Origin of the sequence: Atlantibacter sp. RC6, assembly GCF_014193285.1 — a bacterium.
Lineage (GTDB): Bacteria > Pseudomonadota > Gammaproteobacteria > Enterobacterales > Enterobacteriaceae > Atlantibacter.
In genome coordinates, this window is sequence record NZ_JACHZE010000003.1 from 361,171 (window position 1) to 382,133 (window position 20,963).

Genomic DNA, 20,963 nt, shown 5'->3' on the forward strand with positions numbered 1-20,963 from the left:
AACGGGCAATCCTTATTTAAACCCTTTCGTGGTTTTAATCAGATCGTAAGCTTTTTGAATTTCCTGGGCTTTCTGCTTCGCCATTTGCATCATTTCCGGCGGTAGCCCTTTGGCGACCAGTTTGTCCGGGTGATGTTCGCTCATCAGTTTGCGGTATGCGCGCTTGATGGTGGTTGGCTCATCATTCGGTTTGACCCCCAGCACGTTGCAGGCGTCTTCCAGCGTCGGCCCCTGCGGCGCTTGCTGCCAGGGACCTTGCTGATGCCCCTGCTGGCCGCCACCGCTAAACTGCGCGCCACCCTGCATCATACGCAGGAATTGATCGAACTGGGTGCGGGAAATCCCCAACTCTTCAGCGATAACGTACAGCACCTCGCGCTCGTTGGGATGCAGTGATCCGTCAGCGAACGCTGTCTGAATTTGAATTTCCAGAAACATCCGAATTAAATCGAAACGGCCAAAACAGATGCCGCGCAGCTGGCGCATTTTTTCACGTAGCGGATAGCCCGGCTCTTTGCCGACGCGAAAGGCGTTTTGCGCGGCAATGCGCGAATTTCCATGCAGATCCATGCGATCCATAAACAGGGTCGCCATATGGATATCGGCCTGAGTGACCCGCCCTTTGGATTTGGTCAGATGGCCCATCACTTCAAATGTGGTGGTGAAAAACAGCGATTGCCGCTGCTGTTGGGTGCTAAAAAACGCCATCCGCCGACTGCGTGCTTTGTCAAAAAAGTGACCGATCAGCAAACCTAATACCACGCCCCAGAAGCCACCGCCCATCATCAGGGCCATCGCCACGCCAACTATTTTTCCCCAATACTGCATAGACTCCCCAAATCGTCAGGCTGCTGGACAGGCGGTATCCCCTTTTTCGCGCCTGTTGGTGCGCTATCAGGGTCTTTTAGCCCGGCGTTGACGCCACGGTCAACTGCGGGACATAGCCTATAATTTGCTTTATCATACCCGTCATTCAAAGCCGTGCCTAACAAACAGGCTCGAAAGCGGGCAGGATAATACTAGCGCTGTGGTGATGAGTCAGTTAGTCTCTGACCGTTTGCCGGCGCTACACCCTTTTGATTCTTTCAGGTTGCATCCACGCTCGCGTGCGACCAGGCGCATGATGCATTCTCGATCCTGAACGATGACGGGGACAGGCCACTGATGACGGAACAACGAATAACACGTATGAAAAAACGTATTCCCACCTTGCTGGCCACCATGATTGGCGCAGCCCTCTATAGCCAACACGGTATGGCTGCAGACCTCGCTTCACAATGTATGCTTGGCGTGCCCAGCTACAACCGTCCCCTGGTGGAAGGGGATCCGAACAGCCAGCCAGTAACGATCAATGCGGATAGCGCGAAAGGCGACTATCCCGACAACGCCGTGTTTGGCGGCAATGTGGATATTCAACAGGGCAACAGCCGCTTGCAGGCGGATGAAGTCCAGTTGCATCAAAAACAGGTCGAAGGCCAGCCGGATCCGGTGCGCACTGTCGACGCGCTGGGCAACGTCCATTACGACGATAATCAGGTGATCCTTAAAGGGCCGAAAGCCTGGTCGAACCTGAATACCAAAGATACCAACGTCTGGGAAGGCGATTACCAGATGGTGGGGCGTCAGGGCCGCGGGAAAGCGGACGTAATGAAGCAGCGCGGCGAAAACCGCTATACCATTCTGGAAAACGGTACCTTTACCTCCTGCCTGCCGGGTTCAGATACCTGGAGCGTGGTGGGCAGCGAAGTGATCCACGACCGTGAAGAGCAAGTGGCGGAGATCTGGAACGCCCGCTTCAAACTGGGCCCGGTGCCGGTTTTCTATAGCCCCTATTTGCAGCTCCCGGTGGGCGACAAGCGCCGCTCCGGTTTTTTGATCCCCAACGCCAAATACAGCACCAACAACGGTATTCAGTTCTCTCTGCCTTACTACTGGAATATCGCGCCTAACTTTGACGCCACCATCACGCCGAACTATATGGAGAAGCGCGGTACCCAGTGGCAGAATGAGTTCCGCTATCTGACCCAGGCGGGTGCCGGTTTGATGGAGTTTGACTACCTCGGTTCCGACGACAAGTTCCAGGACGATCACCCGCAGGAGAGCGACAAGCATCGCTGGCTCTATTACTGGAACCACAGCGGGGTGATGAATCAGGTATGGCGCTTTAACGTTGACTACACCAAAGTCAGCGATCCCTATTATTTCAACGATTTTAGCTCTACCTACGGTTCCAGTACCGACGGCTACGCCACGCAGAAATTCAGCGCTGGTTATGCCAACGAGAACTTTGACGCCACGTTATCCAGCAAAAAATTCCAGGTGTTTAACACCCAGGCAGGCAACACCTACGGGGCCGAGCCGCAACTGGATGTGAACTGGTACCAGAATAACGTCGGTCCATTTGATACCCGGGTTTACGCACAGGCGGTGAAGTTCGTTAACGTGAACGAAAATTACCCTGAAGCGACCCGCGTGCATATTGAGCCGACCATCAGCCTGCCGCTGTCGAATCAGTGGGGTAGCATCAACACCGAGGCGAAACTGCTGGCTACGCATTATCAGCAGGATAATATCGAGCACTTCCAGAATTACCTGGGCGGCAATAATGAAGCGGCCAATAAACTTAAAGAGTCGGTAAGCCGTACGCTGCCGCAGTTTAAAATCGACGGCAAAATGGTTTTCGAGCGGGAAGTAGACTGGGCGGAAGGCTATTCCCAGACGCTGGAACCCCGTGCGCAATACCTGTATGTGCCGTATCGCGATCAGAGCAGCATCAATAACTTCGACTCCTCATTGTTGCAGTCGGATTACACGGGCCTGTTCCGGGACCGGACTTATGGCGGCCTTGACCGTATCGCTTCCGCCAATCAGATCACCACGGGCGTCACGTCACGTATTTATGATCAAGAAGCGATTGAACGTTTTAACGTTTCCGTGGGTCAAATCTACTATTTCACCGAATCCCGTACCGGTGATGAAGATATCAACTGGGAAAAAGACAAGAAAACCGGCTCTATCCTGTGGGCGGCGGACACCTACTGGCGCATCTCCGAACGTTGGGGCCTGCGCGGTGGTGTTCAGTACGATACCCGTCTGGATAACGTCGCGACAGGCAGTAGCGCCATCGAATACCGCCGCGACGAAGACCGCTTGATGCAGTTGAACTATCGCTATGCCAGCCCGGAGTACATCCAGGCGACATTGCCTTCGTTCGCTCAGGCTACCCAGTATAAAGACGGCATCTCTCAGGTTGGCGTCACGGCAAGTTGGCCGATTGTCGATCGCTGGTCCGTAGTGGGCGCGTACTACTACGACACCAACGCGAAGAAACCGGCCGATCAGATGCTTGGTGTGCAGTATAGCTCCTGCTGTTATGCCATCCGCGTCGGTTATGAGCGGAAAATTAACGGTTGGGAAAACGACCAGAGCAAATATGACAATGTGTTTGGTTTCAACGTTGAACTGCGTGGCCTGAGCTCGAACTACGGTCTCGGCACTCAGCAGATGTTGCGTTCGAACATTCTGCCGTATCAAAGCTCGCTGTAAGCCTTGATGAAAATACTCCGCTTTGCGATTAATCATAATGGAAAAGGTATGAAGAACTGGAAAACGCTGCTTCTTGGTCTCACCCTGGTGGTGAATACCAGTTTCGCTGCGCCGCAGGTTGTCGATAAAGTCGCCGCCGTCGTGAATAACGGCGTGGTGCTGGAAAGTGACGTTGATGGTCTGATGCAGTCCGTGAAGCTCAATGCCGGTCAGGCTGGCCAGCAGCTTCCTGATGATGTGACCCTGCGTCATCAGATTCTTGAACGTCTGATTATGGACCAGATCATCCTGCAGATGGGCCAGAAAATGGGCGTCAAAATCAGCGATGAGCAGCTCGATCAAGCCATCGCGAATATCGCGAAGCAGAACAACATGACTCTGGATCAGATGCGTAGCCGTCTGGCCTATGATGGTCTCAATTACAACACCTACCGGAATCAGATTCGTAAAGAGATGACGATCTCCGAAGTGCGTAATAACGAAGTGCGCCGTCGCGTCACCATTCTGCCGCAGGAAGTCGAGTCTCTTGCGCAGCAGGTGGGCAACCAGAACGACGCCAGCACCGAATTAAATCTCAGCCACATCCTGATCCCGCTGCCGGAAAACCCGACGGCAGACCAGGTCGGCGAAGCGGAAAGCCAGGCGCGCTCTATTGTTGATCAGGCCAAAAACGGCGGCGATTTCGGTAAATTAGCCATTGCCTACTCTGCAGACCAACAAGCGCTGAAAGGCGGCCAGATGGGCTGGGGACGTATTCAGGAGCTACCGTCTATCTTTGGCCAGGCGCTGAGCACCGCGAAAAAAGGCGATGTCGTCGGCCCGATCCGTTCAGGCGTGGGTTTCCATATTCTGAAAGTGAACGATCTGCGCGGCCAGTCGCAAAGCATTTCAGTAACCGAAGTGCATGCGCGCCACATTCTGCTGCGTCCGTCGCCGATCATGACTGACGATCAGGCGCGCATGAAGCTGGAACAGATCGCTGCCGACATCAAGAGCGGAAAGACCAGTTTTGCCGCTGCGGCGCGTGAGTTTTCCCAGGATCCGGGCTCTGCCAACCAGGGCGGCGATATGGGCTGGTCTTCCCCTGACGTTTACGATCCGGCGTTCCGCGATGCGTTGATGAAGCTGCAAAAAGGCCAGCTCAGCGCGCCGGTGCACTCCTCTTTCGGCTGGCACCTGATTGAACTGATGGATACCCGCAACGTCGATAAGACCGATGCGGCGCAAAAAGATCGTGCTTACCGGATGCTGTTCAACCGTAAGTTCTCGGAAGAAGCAGCAACCTGGATGCAGGAACAGCGCGCCAGCGCTTACGTCAAAGTTCTGAGCAACTAATGGCCAGCACCTGGCGTGTGGTAATCACTCCCGGCGAACCCGCCGGGATTGGTCCGGAACTGGTCGCGATGCTTGCGCAACGCGACTGGCCGGTGGAACTGGTGGTCTGCGCCGACCCGCAACTTCTCCAGGCTCGCGCCAGCCTGCTTAATCTCCCCCTTACGCTCCTCCCCTTCCAGCCCGATACGCCGCCGCGCCCCCAGCAAAAAGGGTCGCTGACTGTGCTGCCGGTTTCTCTGCGCGCGCCGTCCGTAGCCGGGCAGCTGGAAGTGGAGAACAGCCATTATGTGGTGGAAACCCTGGCCCGCGCGTGTGACGGCTGCATCAACGGCGAATTCGCCGCGCTGATCACCGGTCCGGTGCACAAGGGCATTATTAATGATGCTGGCATCCCGTTTACCGGTCATACCGAATTTTTCGAAGCGCGCGCCCAAAGTCATAAAGTGGTGATGATGCTGGCTACCGAGTCGCTGCGCGTGGCGCTTGCCACCACGCATTTGCCGCTGCGCGCGATTGCTGACGCCATCACCCCCGAACTGCTGCGTGAAATCATTACCATTTTGCACAGCGACTTGCAGAGCAAATTTGGCATCCCGCACCCGCATATTCTGGTGTGCGGCCTGAATCCCCATGCGGGCGAAGGCGGCCACATGGGCACCGAGGAAATCGACACCCTGATCCCGGTGCTAAACGAAATGCGTGCCAAAGGTATGAATCTGACCGGGCCGCTCCCGGCGGATACCCTTTTCCAGCCCAAATATCTCGATCATGCCGACGCGGTGCTCGCGATGTACCACGATCAGGGCCTGCCCGTGCTAAAATACCAGGGCTTTGGCCGCGCGGTGAATATCACGCTCGGTTTACCCTTTATTCGTACCTCGGTCGACCACGGCACCGCGCTTGAGCTGGCCGGCCAGGGGACTGCCGACGTGGGCAGTTTTATCACGGCGCTTAATCTCGCCACCAGCATGGTTTTTAACAGTAATAATCAATGAATAATCGAGTTCACCAGGGTCATTTAGCCCGCAAACGCTTTGGGCAAAACTTTCTTAACGATCAATTTGTTATTGATAGCATTGTCTCGGCCATTCACCCGCAAAAAGGCCAGGCGATGGTCGAAATCGGCCCCGGGCTTGGCGCATTAACCGAGCCAGTGGGCGAGCGTATGGATAAGATGACGGTCATCGAACTGGACCGCGATCTGGCAGCCCGCCTGCAAACCCATCCGTTCCTGGCGCCCAAGCTGACGATTTATCAGCAAGACGCCATGACCATGGATTTCGGTGAATTGTCCCGTACCCTGGGCCAGCCGCTGCGCGTGTTTGGTAACCTGCCGTACAACATCTCCACCCCGCTGATGTTCCATCTCTTTAGCTATACTGATGCGATTGCCGATATGCACTTTATGTTGCAAAAAGAGGTGGTCAATCGTCTGGTTGCAGGGCCGAACAGTAAGGCGTATGGTCGTTTAAGCGTGATGGCGCAGTACTACTGCCAGATTATCCCGGTACTGGAAGTGCCGCCGACAGCGTTTACTCCGCCGCCTAAAGTTGATTCCGCCGTGGTGCGCCTGGTGCCTTACACCACATTGCCGCATCCGGTAAAAGAGATCCGCCTGCTGAGCCGTATTACCACCGAAGCGTTTAACCAGCGCCGCAAAACCATCCGCAACAGCCTTGGCAATGTGTTTAGCCTGGAAGCGCTGGAAAGCCTGGGCATTGACCCGGCGCTGCGCGCGGAGAATATTTCGGTCGCGCAATATTGTCAGTTGGCCAATTATTTAGCTGATAATCCGCCCTCGAAGGAGAGCTAAGCTATGTTAGATTCGCCCCGTGTTTGTGTGCAGGTTCAGAGCGTTTACATCGAATCGCAATCGTCTCCTGATGAAGAACGTTTCGTGTTTGCCTATACCGTGACCATCCGCAACCTGGGGCGCTCCCCTGTCCAGTTGTTAGGTCGTTACTGGCTCATCACCAACGGCAATGGACGGGAGACCGAAGTACAGGGCGAAGGCGTGGTGGGCGAACAACCCCTTATCGCGCCAGGCAGCGAGTTTCAGTACACCAGCGGCGCGGTTATCGAAACGCCGCTGGGCACCATGGAAGGCCATTATCATATGGTGGATGAGCAAGGTAATACGTTCAGCGTCGCCATTCCCGTCTTCCGTCTATGCGTTCCAACACTCATTCATTAATAACATGTCAACTTACCTGATTGGCGACGTTCATGGTTGCTACGATGAACTGCAAGCGCTGTTAAAGCATATCGAATTCAATGCGGCGAACGACACGTTGTGGCTGACCGGCGACCTGGTCGCCCGTGGCCCTGGCTCGCTGGACGTGCTGCGTCTGGTGCGCTCCCTCGGCGAGAGCGTGCGTATGGTGCTTGGCAACCACGATCTCCATCTGCTGGCCGTGTATGCGGGTATCAGCCGCAATAAACCTAAAGATCGTCTGAACCTGCTGCTTGAAGCCCATGATGCCGACAAGCTGATCAACTGGCTGCGTCGCCAGCCGTTGTTGCAGGTAGATGAAGAGAAGAAGCTGGTGATGGCTCATGCCGGCATCACTCCGCAGTGGGACCTGGCTACCGCCAAAAGCTGCGCCCGTGATGTCGAAGCGGTGCTCTCCAGCGACAGCTATCCGCTGTTTCTGGATGCGATGTACGGCGATATGCCAAACAACTGGTCAACGGAACTGTCTGGCCTGGCGCGGCTGCGCTTTATCACCAACGCGTTTACCCGGATGCGCTACTGCTTCCCGAACGGGCAGCTTGATATGTTCAGCAAAGACAATCCGGAAAGCGCGCCCGCGCCGTTGAAACCCTGGTTTGCCATTCCTGGCCCGGTTTCACGGGAATACAGCATTGCTTTTGGACACTGGGCGTCGCTGGAAGGGAAAGGTACGCCGGAGGGGATTTACGCGCTGGATACCGGCTGCTGCTGGGGTGGCACGTTAACCTGCCTGCGCTGGGAAGATAAAGCCTGGTTTGTACAACCCTCTAACCGTCAACGCGATTTGGGTGAAGGCGAAGCCACTGCTGTCGCCTCCTGACCCATCACCCTGGCCCTTATCGCAGAGATAAGGGCCAGGACGATTAACGACGCTCGAGGATTTCGAAACAGTAGCTGTGAGAGTTGCTCTCATCCGCGTCGTGGAACTCACTGAAGACCGACTGCCATTCGTCCGGCTCGTAGTCCGGGAAATGCGTATCCCCTTCCACTTCGGCATCGATATGAGTGAGGTACAGTTTCTGTGCTTTCGGCAACAGTTGCTCGTAGATACGACCGCCACCAATCACCATAATCTCTTCCGCGTCGCCACAGGCGCTGAGCGCGGCATCAATGGAAGTGACCCACTCAACGCGATCGTCGGTGCCCGGCTTGCTGCTGACGACGATATTTTTACGTCCCGGCAGCGGACGGCCAATGGATTCCCACGTTAAACGGCCCATAATGACCGGCTTATTCAGAGTGTTACGTTTAAACCAGGCGAGATCGGCGGGGAGCGTCCATGGCATGGCATTTTCCATACCGATAACGCGATCCACCGCGAGCGCCGCAATCAGACTGATCATTGAAATTTTCCCGGGTAAAAAAAATTGCCGCCACTATACGGAAAGCGCATTCTTTAGTCGACTGGCGTCAGGCAGCGAGTGATGAATTATTTACGATCTGTTGCCTGGGCCACGTCGTCAACTGGACAGAGCTGTTACCAAAAGATTTTAAAACAAAAGGTTAGCTAAAATTTCCTGAAAGCGTATTTTTAACACCTTTATCTTCGATGTGCCCGACGTATTGGTTTAAGTTATAGTTCACAAATTATTGGTACACGAGATTGACCCATGCTGGAAACTACGCTGTTTGTCGCCACTATCGCCGCCCTCGGCATGCTCTCGCCGGGGCCGGATTTCTTCCTGGTTATCAAAAACGCCGCTATCTATCAGCGTAGCGCGGCGCTCATGACGGCGCTGGGCGTGATTCTGGGTGTTGTGACCCACATGGCCTATTGTGTCGCCGGTATTGCGGTGGTGATCACCACCACGCCCTGGCTGTTCCAGATGCTGAAATACGTTGGCGCAGCGTATCTGGTCTGGCTCGGCCTGAATGCGTTGCTGTCGCGCGGCAGCAGCAAGATGGACGTCGCCAGCGCTGAAGCGCAACGGGCATCGTTGAAGAAGGCGTTTATTCAGGGCTATATGTGCAATCTGCTGAACCCAAAAGCCACGCTGTTCTTCCTGGCGATGTTTACCCAGGTGCTTAACGTGAATTCCGGCATGCTGGAAAAGCTATGGTACGCGGGGATTATCGTCGGGTTATCGGTGCTTTATTGGCCTGCGCTGGTGATGCTGATCCAGAGCGCGCCGGTACGCCGCGGGCTGGCGAAAGCGCAAAAGATTATCGATAAACTGCTCGGCGGAATGCTGCTGGCGCTGGGCATTAAAGTCGCCCTGAGCTAATTGTATTACTGACAGATAACGCCCCGGCATGCCGGGGCGTTTTTGTTTACGGCGTCGGCTGGCTCTCTGGCGCATCATCCGGGTTCCCGGTGTGTTTGCCCTCTTTCGTGCCCTGCCAGCCGTGACGCTGGATCAGCGACAGATGCGCGCGGTCCTCGCTGATAATCTCCGTCAGCATCGCGCTGGTGCGTTTATACACGTCCGCCCGCGCCGCCGTATCGTGCGCGCCCTGCGCCATCTCTTCCACCATCTGGGTGTTATAGCGGCGAAACAGGTCGGCCCGCTCACGCGCTTCATAGGAACCCACGCCAAGCTGTTCCAGCGCCTGCCGGCCTACCTTCAATGCGCCTTCAAAGGTTTCACGTTCCGGCAGCGTTACGCCCGCCTCGCGCAACCGGATGTAGTGATCGACATCGCGCGCCCTGGCGATAATTTGCAGCCGCGGAAAATGTTCTTTCACCAGCTCGGTTAATTGCAGGCTGGCCTGGGGATCGTCGATGGCGTTAATGATCACTTCCGCATTCGCTGCGCCCGCAGACTCCAGCAAATCCACACGCGTGGCGTCGCCGTAAAACACCTTCATGCCGAATTTACGCAGCGTTTCGATATGGTCCGGGTCGTGATCCAGTACCACCATTTTCACACCGCTGGATAACAGCAAACGGCCCGATATCTGCCCGAAGCGCCCGAAACCGGCAATAATCACCCGCGGCTGCTCTTCGTCGATCTCATCGGCATCGCGCGCCTGCGCCGAGCTGCTTTTCTCCAGCCGAGTCAGCAGCACCAGCAGTATCGGCGTCGCGGCCATGGAGAGCGCCACCGCCAGCGTCAGTGATTTCGCCCAGGTCACATCCAGCACCTGCGCGGTTTGCGCCGCGCCGAAAATCACAAAGGCGAATTCACTCCCCTGCCCCAGCAGTACGGCAAACCAGCGGTACTGTTTGCGCGGCACGCCCAGAGGGCGTGCGATAAGCCACAGCATCACGCTCTTTATCGCCAGGAAGCCGACCAGCAGCAGCAGGATGCGCAGCGGGTTATCAATCAGAGTGCCGAAGTCGATCGACATCCCTACGCCGATAAAAAACAGCCCCAGCAGTAGCCCTTTAAACGGCTCGATGTCGCTTTCCAGCGCGTGGCGATATTCCGAACTCGCCAACAGTACGCCGGCCAAAAACGCCCCCATCGCCATCGACAGCCCGGCTTCTTCCAGCAACAGGCCAAAACCGAATACCAGGAACAGCGCCACGGCGCTGAACACTTCGCGTAAACCGGAGCGCGCCACAAAGCGCAGCGCCGGACGCGCCACATAGCGCCCCACCACCACCACCAGCGCCAGCGCGCCCACCACCTTCAACGCCGACAGCGTAAACGCGCCGAGCGTGGTGGCGGCCCCGCTGCTGGCTAATAACGGGATCATCGCCACCAGGGGAATAGCGGCGATGTCCTGGAACAGCAGCACGGCAAAAGTGCTGCGCCCGAGCTGGGAAACCGTAAGGTTACGCTCGTTCATCGCCTGCATGGCAATAGCGGTAGAGGAAAGCGCCAGCGTCAGGCCAATCAGGATGGCGATTTTCCAGGAGAGCCCCAACGCCACGCAAAAACCACCCAGTGCCAGCCCGCACGCCGCCATTTGCAGCGCGCCGCCGCCAAATACCGAGGCGCGTAACTTCCACAGGCGCTGCGGATCGAGCTCCAGACCGATTACAAATAGCATCAACACCACGCCGATTTCCGCAAAGTGCAGAATCGACTCGGCATCGGTCACCAGCCGCAATCCCCACGGGCCAATCAAACAGCCGGCGATGAGATAGCCCAGCACCGAGCCGAGGCCCAGCCGCACGGCAATGGGCACAATCAGCGCGGCGGAACCCAGATAAATCAGCGCCTGAATCAGGGTATGGCTATCCATGATGCGTCTCCTGCCAGTCGATTAACCGCTGTTTGTAATGCCGGGCCTGTGCCGCAATGGTTTCGTCGTCGCAGATAAAGGTGCAGTGCATGGAGAACGGCGGTAGCCAGCGCATCCCGCAATAGAGCGCCGTCGCTTGCAGCGGTTGCGCCAGCACGTCAAAACCGGGATGGTCGCCGATATCGAAATGATTTTCCCCGCCCCCCGTTGTGACCGCCCACAGCAGGGTTTTGCCTTTAAGCGCACAAGCGTCGTGCCCATAGGCCCAGCCGTGCGAAAGCACTTTATCGATCCAGAGTTTGAGTAATGGCGGGATGCTGTACCACTGCATCGGGTGCTGTAACACGATCAGATCGGCACGCGCCAGCGCCTGCTGCTCAGCAGCAATATCGACAGAAAAATCAGGATAAAGTTGATACAGCGAGCGGATTTCGACGCCGTCCAGCGCCTCCACCTGCTCAATCATCCGCTTATTAGCATGGGAGTGCTGCGGATAAGGATGGGCGTAGATAATTAAAATCATGTCGTTCTCGTTTCGCTAATGCATTCCATAACGATAAGCGATTTTTTAAGAAAACGACATGAGAGCCAAAGCTGTAATTCAGAGATTCACTCTTTTCTGGAAATTTTCATATTCGTGGTTTGCAGTAACGACAGGCCACGGGTTTCCGGGGCCAGCGCAATTGAAACCAACAGGCCGATCAGGGATATTAACGCGCCCATTAACATCACGCGGCTAATACCATACCGGGCAATAAATAATGGCAATGCCCAGGTGGAAATAATCGTGCCGATACGGCTAAGCGACATAATTACCCCTACTGCTGTTGCGCGAATATCGGTCGGAAATAATTCATTAGGATATAACCATTGTAATATTCCCGGTCCGCCGGAAAAAAAAGCGTATATCGCGAACGCCAGCACCACCAGCCACATCGTCAGGTCGGAAGCCAGGCCCAGCAAGGCCAGCGCCAGCGTCATCATCGCAAAGCTGCCGATCAATAAAGGACGTCTTCCAGTGCTGTTCAGCCAGTACATGGCGGGTATACAGCCGAGCATAAAAAACAGGCTAATCACCACATTGCCCAACGCTGCATTTTTGCCCTGATCCCAACCTAATAAGCCGACGATTTGCGGGCCGAAAGTGTAAATCGCGAACATCGGGATCACCTGGCAGGTCCAGATCGCCGCGACAAACAGCACAAAGGGGAAATGGCGTTTATTAAATAGCTGAAGGAAGCGCGTTTCCTGCGGCGCTTCCTCATCAAACTCCACCGGTTCGCCGAACAGTTTGATCATCATTTGCTGGCACTCGGCAATGCGTCCTTTGCGGATCAGCCAGCGCGGCGATTCGGGTAAATCAAAACGGCCAATCAGGATTATCACGCAGGGAATAAACGCGCTGCCCAGCATCCAGCGCCAGCCGCCTTCGACATCATATAAACACCAGCCGACCAGGTTGGCGCAGGTCGCGCCCACGTACCACATCGCGGCGATAAATCCCACGGCGAAGGCGCGCTGGCGGGTATTGGAAAACTCGGTGATCATCGAGGTGGCGATGGGATAATCCGCGCCGATCACTACGCCGATCAGCACTCGCATCACCAGCAGTTCCATGGGCGAGGAGATAAACATGGTGGCGACAGAAATCAGGCCGATGGCGATGATATCCACCAGAAACATCTTGCGCCGCCCGATCCGATCGGAGATATAGCCGAATAGCGAGGTCCCGATAAACAGCCCGGCAAGCGTAGCGGCCCCAAGCATGCCGGTCCATACCGCGTCGAGATGCAGCACCGGCGTGAGCTGCTCGAGCGCCACGCCAATCATCACCAGCACATAGCCATCCAGAAACGGGCCGCCGCTGCCCCACAACATGATCCGGCGGTGGATTGAGGAGAAATGGATGTCGTCGAAATTTCTGGCCTGCTGCATAGCGTGGTCCCTGTGATTAGCGGAAAATTAACCGTAGCGGTACTCAATACCAAAGGTACCGCGCGGGTATTGCCATTTTTCCAGCGCGCTATCCAGCCCGAGAATTCGACAGGTGCCGCACTCCAGGCAACCCGCGTAATCGAAGCGGACCGAGCCATCTTCCTGTTTTTTGTACAGCCCGGCCGGGCAGGCGCGGGTTAAGATTTCCAGCGCCTCGCGATCCGGCTGCGACTTAATCACGATGTGCGGATGTTCTTCATCCACGTTAAATTTATTGACGCCAAGTTTTATATCGACGTTGACGGGTGCATTCATAGTGCCGTCACTCCCTTAATGCCATCCTTAATAAAATTGAAGATCCCGACGCGCCTGGCATGGCGCAGCAGCGTTTTACGCAGCGGCACCGGCGCGCGGCCATCTACGGTGAATAAAGACTGCATCATGCCCGCCGCCATCGCCGGGTAGACGGAGAACAAGCGCGGATTGTCGAGAAACCCGGGTAAACGCTGATACGCGCGCATATCGCGCAGCACGCCGTCATTCAAAAATTCGCGATAGCCCGCCAGCCCCTGGCGGCTGAAATCACCGCTGCGCATCGCGGCCAGCACCGCTTTAGCTGCGGCCTCGCCCGCCCCCATCGCCAGGTCCATACCGCGAATGGTGAAGCCGAGATTCATGCACATCCCTGCGGCGTCACCGGCAATCAGCACGCCGTTGCCGACCAGTTCCGGCAGCATATTGACGCCCGCTTCCGGCACCAGGTGGGCGGCGTATTCGATCATTTTGCCGTCGGCGATTAACGGCGCGACGGCAGGGTGCCGTTTGAAATCTTCCAGCATTTGCGGCACGGATTTGGACGCGGCGTGAAGATGGTGCAGCCCGCACACCAGACCGAGCGACACGGACGTGCGGTTGGTATATAAAAAGCCGCCGCCCATCAGGCCGTCAGTGGGCGTACCGGCAAACAGGCAGGCGACGCCTTCATTGCCCTGTAAATTAAAACGCTCGCGGAGGGTCGCTTCAGGCAGTTCGATAAGTTCTTTCACCCCGACGGCGACATCTTTCGCCGCGACCCGTTTTGCCATGCCGATCTGTTCCGCCAGCAGCGAATTTACGCCATCAGCCAGAATAACCACATTCGCTTCCAGCACATCGCCATCCGCCTCGACGCCGACCACGTTGCCGTCGCGCTGGACGAGGTTATCGACCCGGATCCCGGTAATAAATTGCGCGCCTGCGGCTTCCGCCCGTTCCATCAGCCATTGATCGAACTTACCACGCAATACCGAATAAGACGCCTGATCAGGATCGACCGTCTCGCCATTCTGGTAATCCATCGTCACGGCGACGGTTTCGATCAGAAAAGCCAGTTTCTCACGGGTAATCAACCGCTCCACGGGCGCCTGGTCGGCGAACCCGGGAATGATGCGCTCAAGGGTATGCGCGTACATGCGCCCGCCGGTGACATTTTTCGCCCCGGCATAATTCCCCCGCTCGATGACCAGCACCTGAGCGCCTTCCCGGGCCAGCACCAGCGCGGCCACCGAACCCGCAAGCCCAGCGCCGACAATAATCGCATCGAAATTATCTTCGGACATACATTCTCCACAACTGCAACGGCAGGGAACCGTCCAGGCTCCCTGCCCTGTTGATTAACGTGATAACGCCGCAGTTAACGCGGGTAGCACTTTGAACAAATCACCGACGATGCCGTAATCCACACACTGGAAAATCGGCGCGTTTTTATCTTTATTAATCGCCACAATGGTCTGTGCGCCGTTCGCGCCAACCATATGCTGGATTTGCCCGGAAATGCCGACCGCCAGATAGAGTTCGGGCTTGATCATCAGATTGGAGATCCCGACGTAACGCTCATGTTCCATCCACTTCTCGTTTTCCGCCACCGGACGCGAGCAGGCCAGTTCAGCGCCGATCGCCTGGCTAAGCGCGGCGGCCAGCGCGATATTCTCTTTGCTGCCGATGCCGCGCCCAACGCTGACCACGCGTTTGGCTTTATCGAGATCGACGGCGTTGCTCTGCTTCACCTTTGATGCGCTACGGATAACCGCCACCTCGGGCGCTTGCCACATCACGGTTTTCGCCGTGCCGCAGGCGGCGTTGTTAACCGCCGCAGGCTCAAACGCACCTGCGCTTAAGGTCGCCACGGCCCAGGACGACAGCAGCGTCTCTTCACCTATCGCCAGTCCGCCGTACACCATATGCTTCGCCACCGCCTGATTATTCGCGACGCTAAGCGCGCTGGCGTCGTTGGTCACCGCCGCCGCAAGCCGTGCGCCCAGACGGGCCGCCAGCAGTTTGCCGCGCCGGGTGGCTGGCAGCAGTACCAGGCCGGACGAACCCCGGCCGCCCATCGTCTCCGCCATCACGTTGGCGTAATCTTCCAACATCCGATCTTCGGGTTTACCGGATAACAGCCAGACGTTATGCGCCCCCAGATGGAATGCGCTTTCGGCCTCCGCCGGAGTAAGCGCGAATACGTTAATCTGTTCCGCCAGATGCTGCGCGCCGCCGATTAATTCAGGCAGGCGGGACTGTGAATCGCTGAATACCCAACAGCTTGAAAACTTGCTCATTTCCGTCCCTCTTAATGAATAATCTTGCGCAGATGTTCGGCAAAGGCCGCGATCTGCTCGTCGCCGTCGCCTTCAATAATGACGCGCTGACGCTGGCGCTGTGTGGGCGCGCTGACCTGCTGGGTGGAACGCGGCGGCGCGGCGGTCACGCCGAGATCCGCCAGCGTCCAGGCCTGAACCGACTTCTTCGCGGCACCCAGAATGGCTTTCATTGAAGGGATTTGCGGGGCGTTAATATCTGTGGAAACGGCAATCACCGCCGGTAACGGGACCACCAGCGTTTCGGTTTCGTCTTCCAGTTCACGCTCAACGGTGATGGCGTCGGTGGTGACGGAAAGGATGTTTCTAATACCGTTGATGGCGACGATATTCAGCGCTTCGCCAAGCAGCAGGCTCACCTGCTGGGCATACAGATCGGCGGAACCATCGCCGCACAGGATCAGGTCAAAACCGATTTTCTGCGCGGAGGCGGCCAGCACGGCGGCGGTTTGATGAGGCAGCGCGTGTTCCAGCGCGTCATCCACTACCACCATTAATTCATCCGGGCCGCGCGAGAGTACATCTTTACGGCCTTTGGCATTATTCAGCCCATTGCCGCCGACGCTCAGCGCCAGCACTTGCGCGTCAGGCATCTGCTGACGTATCTGGCAGGCGGCTTCAATGGCGTTTAAATCGTACTGGCTTATTTTTGTTTCCGCTTTACTCATATCCAGCGAGCCGTCCGCATTATTTACTACAATATCCTGTTCATCCGGCACGCATTTGTAGCAGGTAATTATCTTCATTCCCTCTCCAGAATCGTCATTAATATCGAATAGCTCGACAACAGAAATAACAAGTAACATGCGCAGATAACCAAAAATAAAACCTGCATCACCAATACTGAAGTCATGCGGCGCGCAAAGGAAATGACGTTCAATATTGCCGCAGGCTTCACCAATATTGAAAGTGAGCGCCGTCAACCCATTCATATCACCAAGACAATCTATTGATTTATTAATAAAAAATAAAACAGGGGATTGTTTCAACAAATCGAATGCCGCGACTCTGTGATCTATTTAACAGAATCAGCAGGAGGCTCTATTCATTATGCCCCGGCAATAGCAACAAAACGCCAGCAAATGGAAATACGGGATAAATAATATTGCCAGGATGTAATAAAATTGGAATTTAAATATGAACAGTGAAAAGAAAAAACCAGGAGTTGAAGCTAAGGTTTTTTTCCCGCCATTAATTATCGTCGGCATATTATGTTGGTTGACGGTACGCGATCTGGATGCGGCAAATAAGGTTATTAACGCGGTATTCAGCTACGTGACCAGCATGTGGGGTTGGGCATTTGAATGGTACATGGTGGTGATGTTCGCCGGTTGGTTCTGGCTGGTGTTCGGGCCGTATGCCAAAAAACGCCTCGGCGAGGAAGCGCCGGAATTCAGCACCGCCAGTTGGATTTTTATGATGTTCGCGTCATGCACTTCCGCCGCCGTGCTGTTCTGGGGATCGATTGAAATCTACTACTACATCTCCAGCCCGCCATTCGGCCTGCCCCCCAACTCCAACGCCGCCAAAGAATTTGGTCTGGCGTACAGTTTATTGCACTGGGGCCCGCTACCCTGGGCGACCTATAGCTTTCTGTCGGTGGCATTCGCCTATTTCTTCTTTGTGCGCAAAATGGACGTTATTCGCCCCAGTTCCACGCTAACGCCGCTGATTGGCGAAAAGCATGCCAGCGGGTTGTTCGGCGTGGTGATCGACAACTTTTATCTGGTGGCGCTAATCTTCGCAATGGGCACCAGCCTTGGGCTGGCGACGCCGCTGGTGACTGAGTGCATCCAGTTCCTGTTCGGCGTTCCGCACACCCTCGAACTGGACGCGATCATCATCTCTTGCTGGATCGTGCTGAACGCGATTTGCGTGGCCTGCGGCTTACAGAAAGGGATCAAGATCGCCAGCGATGTGCGCAGTTATCTGAGCCTACTGATGCTCGGCTGGGTCTGCATCGTCGGCGGCGCTAGCTTTATGGTCAACTACTTCACCGATTCCATCGGGACGCTGTTGATGTATCTACCGCGTATGCTGTTCTATACCGATCCCATCGGCAAAGGCGGCTTCCCGCAGGGCTGGACCGTGTTCTACTGGGCGTGGTGGGTGATTTACGCTATCCAGATGAGCATCTTCCTGGCGCGTATTTCCAAAGGCCGAACGGTGCGCGAGCTATGCCTCGGCATGGTCGCCGGTCTGACCGCCGCCACCTGGCTGCTGTGGACCATTCTGGGCAGTAACACGCTGCTGCTGATGGATCAAAACATCATTAATATCCCGCACCTGATTGAACAGTACGGCGTACCGCGCGCAATTATTGAAACCTGGGCGGCGCTGCCGATGCGCACCGCGACGATGTGGGGCTTCTTTATCTTGTGCTTTATCGCCACCGTGACGCTGATTAACGCCTGTTCTTACACCCTGGCGATGTCCACCTGCCGCGCCGTGAAAGACGGCGAAGAGCCGCCGCTGCTGGTGCGTATCGGCTGGTCGATCCTGGTGGGAATAATTGGCATCGTGCTGCTGGCGCTGGGCGGCCTCAAGCCGATTCAGACGGCCATTATTGCCGGCGGCTGCCCGCTGTTCTTCGTCAATATCATGGTTACGCTTTCGTTTATCAAAGACGCCAAAGTGAACTGGAAAGAGTGATTTTCACGGACCCTAATTCCAACAGATGAGGTTATTGAGATGGATTTTTCATTGAATGATGAACAGGAACTGTTTGTCGCCGGTATTCGTGAACTGATGGCCAGTGAAAACTGGGAAGCGTATTTCGCCGAGTGCGACCGCGACAGCCAGTATCCGGAACGTTTTGTTAAAGCGCTCGCGGATATGGGCATCGATAGCTTACTGATCCCCGAAGAACATGGCGGATTAGAAGCTGGTTTCGTCACTCTGGCGGCGGTATGGATGGAACTGGGCCGCCTGGGCGCGCCGACTTACGTGCTGTACCAGTTGCCGGGAGGTTTTAACACCTTCCTGCGCGAAGGCTCGCCGGAACAAATCGACCGGATCATGGCGTTTCGCGGCACCGGCAAACAAATGTGGAACTCTGCCATCACCGAACCGGGCGCGGGTTCCGATGTCGGCAGCCTGCAAACTACCTATACCCGCAAAAACGGCAAGGTGTATCTCTCCGGCAGCAAATGCTTTATCACCAGTAGCGCCCATACCCCGTATCTGGTGGTAATGGCACGCGACGGCGCGTCGCCGGACAAAGCGGTGTTCACCGAATGGTGCGTCGATATGACCAAACCGGGCATCAAAGTGAACAAGCTGGAAAAACTCGGTTTGCGCATGGATAGCTGCTGCGAAGTGGTATTCGACAATGTGGAGTTGGAAGAAAAAGACCGCTTTGGCCGCGAAGGCAACGGCTTTAACCGCGTCAAAGAAGAGTTCGACCACGAGCGCTTCCTGGTGGCGCTGACCAACTACGGCACCGCGATGTGCGCCTTTGAAGACGCGGCCCGTTACGCCAATCAGCGCGTTCAGTTTGGCGAAACCATTGGCCGCTTCCAGTTGATTCAGGAGAAGTTCGCGCATATGGCGATCAAACTGAATTCCATGAAAAACATGCTGCTGGAAACCGCCTGGAAAAGCGATAACCACCTGATCACCTCCGGCGACGCCGCGATGTGCAAATACTTCTGCGCCAATGCCGCGTTTGAAGTGGTGGATTCGGCGATGCAGGTGTTAGGCGGCGTGGGCATCGCCGGTAACCATCGCATCACCCGTTTCTGGCGCGATCTGCGCGTTGACCGCGTCTCCGGCGGTTCGGATGAAATGCAGATCCTGACGCTGGGCCGTTCGGTATTGAAACAGTATCGCTAATCCCGCTCAACACGGCGCCCGAACGGGCGCCGTTGGCTGCCACTTTGTAAGGAACGCACTATGACCGCTCAGTTATCGATGCCGCAATTTGGTCCACTTTCCGGCGTGCGGGTTGTTTTTTCCGGGATTGAAATCGCCGGTCCGTTTGCCGGGCAGATGTTTGCCGAATGGGGCGCGGAGGTTATCTGGATTGAAAACGTCGCCTGGGCGGATACCATTCGCGTCCAGCCGCACTATCCGCAGCTTTCGCGGCGGAATCTTCACGCGCTGTCGCTGAATATCTTTAAAGAGGAAGGCCGCGAGGCATTTCTTAAGCTGATGGAAACCACTGATATTTTCATCGAAGCCAGCAAAGGCCCGGCGTTTGCCCGGCGCGGGATCACCGATGACGTGCTGTGGCAACGCAACAAAAAGTTAGTAATCGCCCACTTATCTGGCTTCGGGCAGTACGGCACCGAGGAATACACTAATCTGCCCGCCTATAACACCATCGCCCAGGCGTTCAGCGGCTATCTGATCCAGAACGGCGATAAAGACCAGCCGATGCCCGCCTTCCCCTACACCGCCGATTACTTTTCCGGTATGACCGCCACTACGGCGGCGCTTGCTGCGCTGTACAAAGCCCGTGAAACCGGAGTCGGCGAAAGCATTGACGTGGCAATGTATGAAGTGATGCTGCGCATGGGCCAGTACTTCATGATGGATTATTTCAACGGCGGCGAAGTCTGCCCACGCATGACCAAAGGCAAAGATCCCTATTATGCCGGGTGCGGGCTATACCGCTGTAAAGACGGTTACATCGTAATGGAATTGGTCGGCATCACCCAGATCCAGGAGATCTTTAAAGATATCGGTCTGGCGCATCTGCTGAACACGCCGGAAATCCCGGAAGGTACCCAGCTGATTCACCGCATCGAATGCCCGCACGGCATGTTGATAGAAGAGAAACTTGATAGCTGGCTCGCCGCGCTCACCATCGAGCAGGTGCTGGCGCGCCTCGCGGAGCTGAATATCGCCAGCGCCAAAGTGCTGACCATTCCGGAGCTGGAACATAACCCGCAATATATCGCCCGCGAATCCCTTACCCAGTGGCAAAACCTGGAAGGAAAAACCTGTCGCGGCCCGAATGTGATGCCGAAGTTTAAAAACAATCCCGGAAAAATCTGGCGCGGGATGCCGTCGCACGGCATGGATACCGTCGCCATTCTGAAAAACATCGGCTACAGCGACGCGCAAATAGCGGCGCTTGTCGAAAAAGGCCTGGCGAAGGTAGAAAAGTAACTTCACATATTGCGCGGGCCAGCGGCCGCCGC

The 20,963-nt window shown here is 55.9% G+C and carries 19 protein-coding genes; 10 read left to right on the plus strand and 9 right to left on the minus strand.

Annotated elements, in window-relative coordinates:
- Positions 1-12: 12 nt before the first annotated feature.
- Positions 13-828, minus strand: a complete 816-nt coding sequence (gene djlA, locus FHW74_RS09690) for a co-chaperone DjlA (RefSeq protein WP_183170229.1) — start codon at positions 826-828, stop codon at positions 13-15.
- 360 nt (positions 829-1,188) lie between these two features.
- On the opposite strand from djlA, the gene lptD reads away from it, so the two are divergent.
- From lptD to apaH, 6 genes are read left to right on the plus strand one after another with little or no spacing between them, the layout of a single operon-like run.
- Complete coding sequence (gene lptD, locus FHW74_RS09695) at positions 1,189-3,546, plus strand: LPS assembly protein LptD (RefSeq protein ID WP_183170230.1); 2,358 nt, start codon at positions 1,189-1,191, stop codon at positions 3,544-3,546.
- A gap of 48 nt (positions 3,547-3,594) precedes the next feature.
- Positions 3,595-4,881 carry a peptidylprolyl isomerase SurA gene (gene surA, locus FHW74_RS09700; RefSeq protein ID WP_183170232.1) on the plus strand — a complete coding sequence of 429 codons (1,287 nt, stop codon included), beginning with the start codon at positions 3,595-3,597 and terminating at the stop codon, positions 4,879-4,881.
- Entirely contained in the window at positions 4,881-5,876 is a 996-nt protein-coding gene (gene pdxA, locus FHW74_RS09705) for a 4-hydroxythreonine-4-phosphate dehydrogenase PdxA (protein WP_183170233.1), read from the plus strand. Before surA ends, pdxA begins: the two co-directional genes overlap by 1 nt.
- Positions 5,873-6,694 carry a 16S rRNA (adenine(1518)-N(6)/adenine(1519)-N(6))-dimethyltransferase RsmA gene (gene rsmA, locus FHW74_RS09710; protein ID WP_183170234.1) on the plus strand — a complete coding sequence of 274 codons (822 nt, stop codon included), beginning with the start codon at positions 5,873-5,875 and terminating at the stop codon, positions 6,692-6,694. Before pdxA ends, rsmA begins: the two co-directional genes overlap by 4 nt.
- A 3-nt stretch (positions 6,695-6,697) precedes the next feature.
- Positions 6,698-7,075 (plus strand): Co2+/Mg2+ efflux protein ApaG, encoded by a 378-nt coding sequence (gene apaG / locus FHW74_RS09715; RefSeq protein ID WP_183170235.1) that lies wholly within the window; start codon positions 6,698-6,700, stop codon positions 7,073-7,075.
- 4 nt (positions 7,076-7,079) lie between these two features.
- Positions 7,080-7,934 carry a bis(5'-nucleosyl)-tetraphosphatase (symmetrical) ApaH gene (gene apaH, locus FHW74_RS09720; protein ID WP_183170236.1) on the plus strand — a complete coding sequence of 285 codons (855 nt, stop codon included), beginning with the start codon at positions 7,080-7,082 and terminating at the stop codon, positions 7,932-7,934.
- Between the two features lie 43 nt (positions 7,935-7,977).
- Here the strand turns inward: apaH and folA are convergent, their stop codons facing one another.
- Positions 7,978-8,457: a type 3 dihydrofolate reductase gene (folA, locus tag FHW74_RS09725; protein WP_183170237.1), complete on the minus strand. Its 480-nt coding sequence runs from the start codon at positions 8,455-8,457 to the stop codon at positions 7,978-7,980.
- Positions 8,458-8,724: 267 nt separating this feature from the next.
- Between folA and FHW74_RS09730 the strand changes: the two genes are divergently transcribed.
- The gene (locus FHW74_RS09730; protein ID WP_183170238.1) at positions 8,725-9,339 is read left to right on the plus strand and encodes a LysE family transporter; all 615 of its coding nucleotides are present in this window, start codon (positions 8,725-8,727) and stop codon (positions 9,337-9,339) included.
- Between the two features lie 46 nt (positions 9,340-9,385).
- Here the strand turns inward: FHW74_RS09730 and kefC are convergent, their stop codons facing one another.
- From kefC to FHW74_RS09765, 7 genes are all read right to left on the minus strand, one after another.
- A complete protein-coding gene (kefC, locus tag FHW74_RS09735) occupies positions 9,386-11,248 on the minus strand; it encodes a glutathione-regulated potassium-efflux system protein KefC (RefSeq protein ID WP_183170240.1) in 1,863 nt (620 codons plus the stop codon).
- Positions 11,241-11,771 (minus strand): glutathione-regulated potassium-efflux system oxidoreductase KefF, encoded by a 531-nt coding sequence (gene kefF / locus FHW74_RS09740; protein ID WP_183170241.1) that lies wholly within the window; start codon positions 11,769-11,771, stop codon positions 11,241-11,243. Before kefF ends, kefC begins: the two co-directional genes overlap by 8 nt.
- Positions 11,772-11,857: 86 nt before the next feature.
- Positions 11,858-13,183, minus strand: a complete 1,326-nt coding sequence (locus tag FHW74_RS09745) for an MFS transporter (protein WP_183170242.1) — start codon at positions 13,181-13,183, stop codon at positions 11,858-11,860.
- Positions 13,184-13,210: 27 nt separating this feature from the next.
- On the minus strand, positions 13,211-13,498 hold the full coding sequence (gene fixX, locus FHW74_RS09750; protein ID WP_183170244.1) for a ferredoxin-like protein FixX: 288 nt from the start codon (positions 13,496-13,498) through the stop codon (positions 13,211-13,213).
- Entirely contained in the window at positions 13,495-14,781 is a 1,287-nt protein-coding gene (gene fixC / locus FHW74_RS09755) for an FAD-dependent oxidoreductase FixC (RefSeq protein WP_183170245.1), read from the minus strand. Before fixC ends, fixX begins: the two co-directional genes overlap by 4 nt.
- A gap of 54 nt (positions 14,782-14,835) precedes the next feature.
- Positions 14,836-15,777, minus strand: coding sequence for an FAD-binding protein (locus tag FHW74_RS09760; protein WP_183170247.1), 942 nt, complete (start codon positions 15,775-15,777; stop codon positions 14,836-14,838).
- 11 nt (positions 15,778-15,788) lie between these two features.
- The gene (locus FHW74_RS09765) at positions 15,789-16,562 is read right to left on the minus strand and encodes an electron transfer flavoprotein FixA (RefSeq protein ID WP_183170249.1); all 774 of its coding nucleotides are present in this window, start codon (positions 16,560-16,562) and stop codon (positions 15,789-15,791) included.
- A 391-nt stretch (positions 16,563-16,953) separates the two neighbouring features.
- Between FHW74_RS09765 and caiT the strand changes: the two genes are divergently transcribed.
- From caiT to caiB, 3 genes are read left to right on the plus strand one after another with little or no spacing between them, the layout of a single operon-like run.
- Positions 16,954-18,468: an L-carnitine/gamma-butyrobetaine antiporter gene (gene caiT / locus FHW74_RS09770; protein WP_183170250.1), complete on the plus strand. Its 1,515-nt coding sequence runs from the start codon at positions 16,954-16,956 to the stop codon at positions 18,466-18,468.
- Positions 18,469-18,507: 39 nt separating this feature from the next.
- Positions 18,508-19,650: a crotonobetainyl-CoA dehydrogenase gene (gene caiA / locus FHW74_RS09775; protein ID WP_183170252.1), complete on the plus strand. Its 1,143-nt coding sequence runs from the start codon at positions 18,508-18,510 to the stop codon at positions 19,648-19,650.
- A 60-nt stretch (positions 19,651-19,710) separates the two neighbouring features.
- Complete coding sequence (gene caiB, locus FHW74_RS09780) at positions 19,711-20,931, plus strand: L-carnitine CoA-transferase (protein ID WP_183170253.1); 1,221 nt, start codon at positions 19,711-19,713, stop codon at positions 20,929-20,931.
- The last annotated feature ends 32 nt before the right edge of the window (positions 20,932-20,963 follow it).

Excerpts from the sequence above, each read along its gene's own strand:
- djlA (WP_183170229.1), bottom strand. The coding sequence starts at position 828 with ATGCAGTATTGGGGAAAAATAGTTGGCGTGGCGATGGCCCTGATGATG.
- lptD (WP_183170230.1), top strand. The coding sequence starts at position 1,189 with ATGAAAAAACGTATTCCCACCTTGCTGGCCACCATGATTGGCGCAGCC.
- surA (WP_183170232.1), top strand. The coding sequence starts at position 3,595 with ATGAAGAACTGGAAAACGCTGCTTCTTGGTCTCACCCTGGTGGTGAAT.
- pdxA (WP_183170233.1), top strand. The coding sequence starts at position 4,881 with ATGGCCAGCACCTGGCGTGTGGTAATCACTCCCGGCGAACCCGCCGGG.
- rsmA (WP_183170234.1), top strand. The coding sequence starts at position 5,873 with ATGAATAATCGAGTTCACCAGGGTCATTTAGCCCGCAAACGCTTTGGG.
- apaG (WP_183170235.1), top strand. The coding sequence starts at position 6,698 with ATGTTAGATTCGCCCCGTGTTTGTGTGCAGGTTCAGAGCGTTTACATC.
- apaH (WP_183170236.1), top strand. The coding sequence starts at position 7,080 with ATGTCAACTTACCTGATTGGCGACGTTCATGGTTGCTACGATGAACTG.
- folA (WP_183170237.1), bottom strand. The coding sequence starts at position 8,457 with ATGATCAGTCTGATTGCGGCGCTCGCGGTGGATCGCGTTATCGGTATG.
- FHW74_RS09730 (WP_183170238.1), top strand. The coding sequence starts at position 8,725 with ATGCTGGAAACTACGCTGTTTGTCGCCACTATCGCCGCCCTCGGCATG.
- kefC (WP_183170240.1), bottom strand. The coding sequence starts at position 11,248 with ATGGATAGCCATACCCTGATTCAGGCGCTGATTTATCTGGGTTCCGCC.
- kefF (WP_183170241.1), bottom strand. The coding sequence starts at position 11,771 with ATGATTTTAATTATCTACGCCCATCCTTATCCGCAGCACTCCCATGCT.
- FHW74_RS09745 (WP_183170242.1), bottom strand. The coding sequence starts at position 13,183 with ATGCAGCAGGCCAGAAATTTCGACGACATCCATTTCTCCTCAATCCAC.
- fixX (WP_183170244.1), bottom strand. The coding sequence starts at position 13,498 with ATGAATGCACCCGTCAACGTCGATATAAAACTTGGCGTCAATAAATTT.
- fixC (WP_183170245.1), bottom strand. The coding sequence starts at position 14,781 with ATGTCCGAAGATAATTTCGATGCGATTATTGTCGGCGCTGGGCTTGCG.
- FHW74_RS09760 (WP_183170247.1), bottom strand. The coding sequence starts at position 15,777 with ATGAGCAAGTTTTCAAGCTGTTGGGTATTCAGCGATTCACAGTCCCGC.
- FHW74_RS09765 (WP_183170249.1), bottom strand. The coding sequence starts at position 16,562 with ATGAAGATAATTACCTGCTACAAATGCGTGCCGGATGAACAGGATATT.
- caiT (WP_183170250.1), top strand. The coding sequence starts at position 16,954 with ATGAACAGTGAAAAGAAAAAACCAGGAGTTGAAGCTAAGGTTTTTTTC.
- caiA (WP_183170252.1), top strand. The coding sequence starts at position 18,508 with ATGGATTTTTCATTGAATGATGAACAGGAACTGTTTGTCGCCGGTATT.
- caiB (WP_183170253.1), top strand. The coding sequence starts at position 19,711 with ATGACCGCTCAGTTATCGATGCCGCAATTTGGTCCACTTTCCGGCGTG.